Annotated in this window: 8 protein-coding genes; 3 read left to right on the forward strand and 5 right to left on the reverse strand. The window is 63.7% G+C overall.

The features are described 5' to 3' along the window. Positions 1 to 270 precede the first annotated feature (270 nt). Positions 271 to 2,454 carry a catalase/peroxidase HPI gene (gene katG, locus ACUH78_RS18335; RefSeq protein ID WP_445334339.1) on the reverse strand — a complete coding sequence of 728 codons (2,184 nt, stop codon included), beginning with the start codon at positions 2,452 to 2,454 and terminating at the stop codon, positions 271 to 273. Positions 2,455 to 2,648: 194 nt separating this feature from the next. Between katG and ACUH78_RS18340 the strand changes: the two genes are divergently transcribed. After that, a complete protein-coding gene (locus ACUH78_RS18340) occupies positions 2,649 to 3,143 on the forward strand; it encodes a Dps family protein (protein WP_445334340.1) in 495 nt (164 codons plus the stop codon). 26 nt (positions 3,144 to 3,169) lie between these two features. Here the strand turns inward: ACUH78_RS18340 and ACUH78_RS18345 are convergent, their stop codons facing one another. The 4 genes from ACUH78_RS18345 to ACUH78_RS18360 are packed head-to-tail and all read right to left on the reverse strand — an operon-like array spanning position 3,170 to position 7,679. Then, a complete protein-coding gene (locus tag ACUH78_RS18345) occupies positions 3,170 to 3,784 on the reverse strand; it encodes a recombinase family protein (RefSeq protein ID WP_265662179.1) in 615 nt (204 codons plus the stop codon). Positions 3,785 to 3,844: 60 nt separating this feature from the next. Next, positions 3,845 to 5,056 carry a TniQ family protein gene (locus tag ACUH78_RS18350; RefSeq protein WP_445334341.1) on the reverse strand — a complete coding sequence of 404 codons (1,212 nt, stop codon included), beginning with the start codon at positions 5,054 to 5,056 and terminating at the stop codon, positions 3,845 to 3,847. Then, a complete protein-coding gene (locus tag ACUH78_RS18355) occupies positions 5,053 to 5,961 on the reverse strand; it encodes a TniB family NTP-binding protein (protein WP_445334342.1) in 909 nt (302 codons plus the stop codon). Before ACUH78_RS18355 ends, ACUH78_RS18350 begins: the two co-directional genes overlap by 4 nt. Positions 5,962 to 5,963: 2 nt before the next feature. Next, positions 5,964 to 7,679, reverse strand: a complete 1,716-nt coding sequence (locus tag ACUH78_RS18360) for a TnsB C-terminal domain-containing protein (protein WP_510497592.1) — start codon at positions 7,677 to 7,679, stop codon at positions 5,964 to 5,966. 254 nt (positions 7,680 to 7,933) lie between these two features. Here ACUH78_RS18360 and ACUH78_RS18365 point away from each other — a divergent pair, with 254 nt between their 5' ends. Both ACUH78_RS18365 and ACUH78_RS18370 read left to right on the forward strand, forming a co-directional pair. After that, the gene (locus ACUH78_RS18365) at positions 7,934 to 8,212 is read left to right on the forward strand and encodes a hypothetical protein (RefSeq protein ID WP_012585367.1); all 279 of its coding nucleotides are present in this window, start codon (positions 7,934 to 7,936) and stop codon (positions 8,210 to 8,212) included. Further along, entirely contained in the window at positions 8,209 to 8,493 is a 285-nt protein-coding gene (locus ACUH78_RS18370; RefSeq protein ID WP_012585366.1) for a type II toxin-antitoxin system RelE/ParE family toxin, read from the forward strand. Before ACUH78_RS18365 ends, ACUH78_RS18370 begins: the two co-directional genes overlap by 4 nt. Positions 8,494 to 8,620: the final 127 nt, after the last annotated feature.

Below are 8,620 nucleotides of genomic sequence, written 5' to 3' on the forward strand. Positions count from 1 at the left end.
TTCGGAAATGGGGTTATGCGAAGTGCCCCGCTGGCCGGCCTGTGCACATGTCCACCGGGCTCGACGACCAGGAGTCATTGTGACTGTTGGGTTCCACACGAAATGACGAAGAGCCAGACGAATACACAAAATGTCAGGAGTCAATTTCACCTAACTGGACATGGTGTTGGACAGAAGTCGAGCAGCGGTGCAAGTAAAAAAAGACCGAACAACTATGGTGTTGTCCGGTCTCTTGGCAGTAGGATTTCTGCGGGTTACCCCGCGGTTATATCAGGCTAGATCAAAGCGATCCGCATTCATTACCTTGTTCCAGGCGGCCACGAAGTCCTTGACGAACTTCTCCCGGGCATCGTCCTGCGCATACACCTCGGCATAGGCCCGCAGGATCGAGTTCGAGCCGAACACCAGATCGACGCGGGTGGCCGTCCACTTCACCGCGCCGCTCTTGCGGTCGCGAATCTCGTAGAGGTTTCGGCCGGTGGGCTTCCAGGTGTTGGCCATGTCGGTCAGATTGACGAAGAAGTCGTTGGTGAGCGCGCCGACGCGATCGGTGAAGACGCCATGCTGCGCACCGCCGTGGTTCGCGCCGATCACGCGCAGGCCGCCGATCAGCACGGTCATCTCGGGCGCGGTCAGGCGCATCAGCTGGGCACGGTCGAGCAGCAGTTCCTCGGGCTGCACGACATAATCCTTCTTCAGCCAGTTGCGGAAGCCATCGGCCAGGGGTTCGAGCACCTCGAAGGATTCGGCGTCCGTCATTTCCTGCGTGGCATCGCCCCGCCCCGGCGCGAAGGGCACCGTCACATCGAAACCGGCCGCCTTCGCCGCCATCTCCACCCCCACGTTGCCGGCCAGCACGATCACGTCGGCAACTGAAGCGCCCGTCTCGGCGGCGATCTTTTCATAAATCGCCAGCACGCGGGCCAGACGCGCGGGCTCGTTGCCTTCCCAGTCCTTCTGCGGGGCAAGACGGATGCGCGCGCCATTCGCGCCGCCGCGCTTGTCGGAACCGCGGAAGGTGCGCGCGGAGTCCCAGGCCGTCGCGACCATGTCCTGCACCGAGAGGCCGCTGGCGGCGATCTTCGCCTTGACGGCGGCGACGTCGTAGTCGCTGCGGCCGGCCGGCACCGGGTCCTGCCAGATCAGGTCTTCCTTGGGCACGTCCGGGCCGAAGTAGCGCGCCTTCGGGCCCATGTCGCGATGGGTGAGCTTGAACCAGGCACGGGCAAAGGCATCCTCGAAGGCCTTGGGATCGGCACGGAAACGCTCGGCGATCTTGCGGTACTCGGGGTCGAACTTCATCGCCATGTCGGCGTCGGTCATCATCGGCTTGCAGCGGATCGAGGGATCCTCGACGTCGACCGGCATGTCCTCTTCCGCGATGTTGATCGGCTCCCATTGATGCGCGCCGGCCGGCGACTTGGTCAGCCACCAGTCGTAGCGCAGCAGCAGATCAAAGTAGCTGCCCCGGCCGGTGTTCCATTTCATCGGATACGTCGTCCACGCGCCCTCGATGCCGCTGGTCACGGTGTCGCGGCCAATGCCGCGCGTCGTGTGGTTCTGCCAGCCGAGGCCCTGCTCTTCGAGATCCGCACCTTCGGGCGCGGGGCCGAGGTTGGCGGCGCTGCCGTTGCCGTGCGACTTGCCGACGGTGTGGCCGCCGGCGGTGAGGGCCACGGTTTCCTCGTCGTTCATCGCCATGCGGGCGAAGGTGACGCGCACGTCACGCGCCGTCTTGAGCGGGTCGGGCTTGCCGTCCACGCCTTCCGGGTTCACGTAGATCAGGCCCATCATCACGGCGGCCAGCGGGTTTTCCAGGTCGCGCTCGCCGGAGTAACGGCTGCCCGCGCTGCCGCTCGGGGCGAGCCATTCCTTCTCGGCGCCCCAGTAGGTGTCCTTCTCGGGATGCCAGATGTCCTCGCGGCCGAAGGCGAAGCCGAAAGTCTTGAAGCCCATCGACTCGTAGGCCATCGTGCCGGCAAGGATGATCAGGTCAGCCCAAGAAATCTTGTTGCCGTACTTCTTCTTGATCGGCCACAGCAGGCGGCGCGCCTTGTCGAGGTTGGCGTTGTCGGGCCAGGAGTTGATCGGGGCGAAGCGCTGGTTGCCAGTGCCGCCGCCGCCGCGACCGTCGGCGATGCGGTAGGTGCCGGCCGAGTGCCAGGCCATGCGGATCATCAGGCCACCGTAGTGGCCCCAGTCGGCCGGCCACCAGTCCTGACTGTCGGTCATCAGCGCCTTGACGTCCTTCTTCAGCGCTTCGATGTCGAGCTTCTTGAGCTCTTCGCGATAGTTGAAGCCGGCACCCAGCGGGTTGGTCTTCGTGTCGTGCTGATGCAGGATGTCGAGGTTAAGGGCCTTCGGCCACCAGTCCATGTTCGCCATGCTGGCCGAGGTGACGCCACCGTGCATGACGGGGCACTTGCCAGTAGAACTTGCGTCTTTGTTTTCCATCTCTCGCTCCTTTGGTTGCGTTGTTAATCGAAATGGCTATATGGTCCTAGCGACATTCCCTCGAAGTATCCTTGCAGACGCTTCGAAAAGAAAAGTTACAAGTGAAGCTATTATAGTCTCGAATGTTGCATTTTGGGGTGGGCGAGAGGTCACATCCAGCCAAAACGGCTTAATCACGAAGATAGGAAACCATCATGAAAGAAAAGAAAGTCAAACCGATGAACATGGACATTGGTATTTCGGATGCCGACCGGAAGAAGATCGCCGAGGGACTGTCTGGGCTCTTGGCCGACAGCTACACGCTGTACTTGATGACCCACAACTTCCACTGGAACGTCACCGGCCCCCAGTTCAACAGCCTGCACAACATGTTCATGGCGCAGTACACCGAGCAGTGGAACGCGCTGGACATCATCGCCGAGCGCATCCGCGCCCTGGGTTTTCCCGCCCCGGGCACCTACAGGGAATTCGTCAAGCTGGCTTCCATCAAGGAAGTCGAGGGTGTGCCCAAGGCCAACGACATGATCCGTCATCTGGTCGCTGCACAAGAGGCGACAGCGAGGACTGCTCGCAAGCTCTTTCCGGTCGTGGATGCAGCCAACGATCAGCCCACGGCTGATGTGCTGACCCAGCGTATTGATATCCACGAAAAGACCGCGTGGATGCTGCGTAGCCTGCTCGAAGAGTAATTAAGTGCCGACGGCAACAGCGCGCTTCACACTCGACTGAGCAGCTTTATTCCATCAGGACGCAGCTCCCCTTCGGGCGATAGATGCCGGTACAGGGTCTGCCGCGTAATGCCGAGTTCCTGACACAGATCGCCGACCTTGGTTTCCGGCTGCCCCATCGCCGCCATCGCCAGACGCAGCTTGGCGGCGGTCATCTTGAACGGCCGCCCGCCTTTTCGGCCGCGTGCCCGTGCCGAGGCTAGGCCCGCCACGGTGCGCTCGGCGATCAGCTCGCGCTCGAACTCGGCCAGCGCAGCGAAGATGCCAAAGACCAGCTTGCCGGCGGCGGTCGTGGTGTCAATGGCCGCACCATGTCCGGTCAGCACCTTGAGGCCGATGCTGCGCCCAGTCAGGTCATGGACGGTATTGATGAGGTGACGCAGGTCGCGTCCGAGCCGATCCAGTTTCCACACCACCAACGTGTCGCCGGGCCGCAGCGCTTTCAGGCAAGAACCCAAGCCGGGTCGGTCCTCGCGCTTGCCGGACGCCTGATCCTCATAGAGATGGGCCGGATCGACACCGGCCGCAATCAGCGCATCGCGCTGCAAGTCGGTGGCTTGGGAGCCATCCGCCTTCGATACCCGCATGTAGCCGATCTGCATCCTGCACCTGTCACATATACGTTCGATTATGTGACAGTGTGCGCCGGAAAGTTAAGGCCGTCAAAATTTGTCACTTAACCCGTCATTCTGACTAAGGCACGCAAAGGGTCCGTTAGGCTCGTAATGTGACAGAAATTCCGGGGGGATGCCTTCCTTCGCGAAGGTGGTCCGCAACTGTTCCAGAGAAGCGGGGTCGCGCCGGCCATAGGAAGCCAACGCGAACAACGAGCGTGCCGTCTCGGGGTTGTGCCGCGCTTCAATGATGGCCTCGTCGATGGCCTGGGCCGCCCGCTGCCAGTGGTTGACGGGTTCGGGTTTCGGTTTCTTCTCGGGCAGTCCGTTGGTGAAGCCCGTCTGCGGCTCGATCAGGAACAGCGGGGCGTGTTCCCCGCGCGGGAGCAGCGCCCTCGACTCGATCAGCGCGATGGCGCTGGCTGCGGCTTCCAGCATCTGCACCTGCACGGCCGGGGCCAGCACCTCGAAGGGCCGCCACAGGCTCTGCCCCGCACGCAGCGGATGGCCGCAATGCTCCCAGACCTGGCGAACGCTGCCCGCGCTGCCGCCACAGTGCGACAGCGGGGTGTTCAGTTCATCGAGCAGGGTGCGCAGCAGCCGGAACCACAGACCGGCATGGATGCGCCGGCGCGGCAGTTCCACAAAGCCAGTCGTCAGGGCCTGCCAGGTGCGCCGATCCATGCTGGCAATCGCCTCGTTGATGGGGCGCGGAGCCGCCTCGGCGTTGTCCCACTGGAGATGCCGACCGGGCATGCCCCAATAGGACGCCAGCCAACAGCCATGCTGCGGGCAACTCAGCATGAGCGGGAGTTGCCAAGCGAGCAGCACGGCCTGGTTGGCCGGATCGTTCAGGCACAGCGGGCAGGCCCGGCGCATCGTCTGGCTCGGCAGCCAGGCTCGCCAACGCGTGATGGATCGTGTCTTGCGCTTGGGCAGCAGCACCGAGCATTGGAACGCATAGGTTTCCAGAGCCGCAGGCAGCGAATCGTCAAGGCTGTCCAACAGCCACGGCACGCAGCCGGCCAGGGTCATCTCACGCAAACGCTCCAGTTCAACCCCGCTGCGCTGGGCAAGCAGCGTCAACAAGGACAAGGGCGGTGCGGTATCCAGGTCGTCGAGCTGGTCATGGCCGAGATCGTGTGTCAGCAGCTCGTGCACGTCCATGTGATAGCAGGCGGCGACCCGGTTGAGCCAGGAGGACAGGGCTTCGCCTTCCCTTGGCGCAGGATGCAGCGGCCAGCGCGGCGTAGGCTTCACATCAGTTCCCGCTCGAATTGCCGTCGCCGTTCGCTGGGGCCGGTGTAGTCGGCCATGCTGAGCGTGCGATGGTTGATCGCCTCCTCTCCGCTCTCTACGGCGGCAATGGCCGCCGCCATCAGCAGATGCGCCAGTTCACCGATGGTGCCCTCGCTGCGAGTGAGCAGGTAGCGAGCCATATCCAGCGTGGCAATCGATGAGGGTCGCCGCAGCGGGAGCGAAGCCGCGAAGCTGGCCAGCAGTGAGCAGCAGTCCTCATTGACCTCCCACGGCGGCAGCAGCATCGGCTCGAAGCGGTTTTCCAGTTGGTCATCCGAACGGATGGCGAGATACGCTTCGCGGGTGCCGACGCCGACCAACGGGATGCGCAGCTCGTTGCCGAGAAAGCGCAGCAGGTTGAGAAATTCCCGCCGGTTGACGCTGTTACCGGCCAGCACGTTGTGCAGCTCGTCGATCACCAGCATGCGCACGCCGACCTTGCGCAGCAGGGCCAGCGCCAATTGCTCCATTTCCGGCAGCCGGGGACGTGGGCGCAGTGGTGCACCCATCGCCGCGAGCAGGGCGACGTAGAAGCGGATCACCGAGGGTTCGGACGGCATCTGCACGACCAGCACCGGTATGTGCTCCTGGTCGGCATCGGCGCTGGCCGGGTGCGAACGCCGGAATTTCTCGACGATCATCGACTTGCCGTTGTTGGTGGGACCGATCAGCAGCAGGTTGGGCATGCGTTGCTTGTTCGGCCAGGCGAACAGGGTTTCCAGCCGGTTCAGCGCCTCGACCGCACGCGGGTAGCCGATCCAGCGGTCGGCGCGGATGCGCTGGATACGCTCGTCCGCCGGTAGCCGGGCCAGCCCCTGCGCCGCCGGCAGCAGATGCGACAGGTCAACGATGGGGTATTCGTCCACGGCTACCACTCCTCGATCTGGTCGAACGGTTTGGCCGGTGGCAGGTTGGCCGCCTGCGAGTCCGCCATGCCCATATCCGGCGGGGTGGGCTTAACGGGAGGAGCCGAGGTCTTGAGGTGCTGGCGTCGATCCGCATCACGCCGCGCCTTGCGCGTGGCTTTCTGCGCGGTGGTCACGATCTCGCGCATCTGGCCGATCATGCGAAACAGCGCCGACTCATCCACCTGCTCACGGCCGAGCTGCCGCAGCTTTGCCAACGCCTGGCGCTGCTCCCAAAGGGTGACAGCCGGGTGCGACAAGGTGCGGTACGGGACTTCCAGGTAGTGCTGCGCCTCCGGCTCAAGCACCCAGATGCGGCTGATGTCGCGTGGATCGCGCCGGATCAGGAAGGCCGGCAGGCGGTCACGCCGGGCGATCCACGGCTTGAGGGCATCGGCGTAGTAATGGATGTGGTCAATGACGAAACCGGTGCGGGTCAGCGTGCGCCGGATGACCGGCAGAAAATCGACCAGGAACGCGGTGGGCCGTGTGACCACGGGCGGCACGCCGCTCTGCGCCACAGCCTCGGCCCAGCGCGCGGCCGGCGGCTGGAGCAGGCCGTTGTGCACCGAGGCGTGATAGGTGCCCACGGCCAGCGTGAGCCAGCGCTCCAGTTCGCGCAGAGTCAAGGCGGCCATCTTGTCGGCGTCGTACTCGCCGCGCTGGCCGGGGTTGGAGAAGGTCGTGCCCGGCAGGTCGTCATGGATCATCTGCATGGCCGTGCCGATGATCCTTTCCACGATGCCACCGTAGTGCGGCTGGCCGGGCGGCCGGTAGTCCTGGCGAATGCCATGCTGCTCGCAACCCCGGCGCAGCGCCTCGCTTTTGAACTCGGCCGCGTTGTCCAGGTAGAGCAGTCTGGGCTTGCCGCTCATCGGCCAGTCCATTTCCACATCCAGCCCTTCCAGCCAAGGACGCTTGTCGCAGGCGACATGCGCCAAGCATAGGCCGACCGAGACAGCGGACGGCGCTTCGAGCGTGACCACCATGCCGAGCACGCAGCGGGTGAAAACGTCAATGGCCAGCGTGAGGTAGGGGCGGCCAATCGGCTGCCGGTCGCGCGCGTCCACCACGATCAGGTCGATGACCGTGTGGTCGATCTGCACCTGCTCCAGTGGCTCGGAGATGACCGGTGGGATGCCACCCGCTCCTTGCAGTTCTCGGGAGGCATCTTGGCCTCCCCGGCGGCGGACGGTGTTGAGGGGGTCGAGACGGGCTATCCGCAAGGCTACGGTGTTGCGCGTCGGCACCCGCAGCTTCTGTGCCTTGCAGGCTTGCGTGACCTCCCGATGGAAGGCCGCGAGGCTGCGTTTCTGCTTGGTCAGGAAACGCTTTTGCAGCAGCTCGCGGATGATGCGCTCGACTGACTCTGGCAAACGGCCCTTGCCTTTGCCGCCGCTTGACTGACCTGGCGCGAAATCCGTGACCAGCCCTGCGCCTTGCCGGGCACGGCGGATCAAAGCATAAACCTGCCGCCGGGACAGGCCCAGCGCTTGGGCTGCCGCATCGGCTGCCGCATGCCCGACCGGCTCAGATTGCGCCAACGGCCCGATGATCTCGGCACGACGGCGCGCACGCTCCCATGCCTGATCTGGCAGGGTCGCCACGCCTTGCTCGGGAATCCTTGAGGTATCGGTCGCCATGCTCACCTCGCTTTGGTGCACACGAGCATTGAGCATAGACGAGTTTCGTGCAGAGGAGTCCTGATATTGAGCTGTCAGGAGCCGGCTGCACAGTAGCCTTCAAACCGCGTTTTTTGGTGCAGTCGCCTTCTGAAAATGACAGCAGAGGATCGTTGAAGGCCTGTCGAAAAACAAATGTTTTCCGACAGGCCTTGGCCTAGCGCACGCCCGCCTTGCAGCGTTCTGTGAATAGCGCTTAGTAATGACGGCGTATATACTTTGTTAGTATCAAGTGGCAGGAGGCCCCGATCATGTCAAAACAAGCCGTTTTCACGATGAAGCTGGAGCCTGAGTTGCGCGCCGAGTTTATGGCCGAAGCCGAAGCGGCCCATCGCCCGGCGTCGCAAGTCCTGCGCGAGTTGATGCGCGAGTTCATTCAGAGCCAGCGCAAGTCGCGCGAGTACGACGAGTTCCTGCGCCGCAAGGTCGAGGCCGGCCGGGCTTCAATGCGCGCTGGATTGGGGCGATCGAACGATGAAGTTGAGGCCGAATTCGCCGCACGGCGTGCCAGTGTGGCGAGGCAGTCGTGAGAGTTGTTTGGACGCCCGAAGCGCAGCAAGACCGTGCCGATGTGTGGGACTACATCGCAGCCGACAATCCGCGCGCGGCGGCCCGGATGGATGAGATTTTCAGCGATGCGGCCGCCCGGTTGACCCAGCACCCCATGTTGGGCAAGCCGGGAATCGTTCCTGGCACCCGCGAGTTGATCCCGCATGAAAGCTATCGCCTGGTGTACCAGATCGACGGCGAAACGGCGTGGATACTGACGCTGGTTCACACGGCCCGCCTGTGGCCGCCTGTGCGCGATTAAGAAACGATCATGGCAACGATGAAACGGCGCGTTGACAGGCCGCTTTCGAGCCAGACCGCGGTCGGCGGCAGGCGGCCACAAGCCGCCTCTGGAGTCCCAAGCATTCCTGCCGCCAGAATGGCAGCTT

Source organism: Thauera sp. ZXT1-4, from assembly GCF_052598215.2.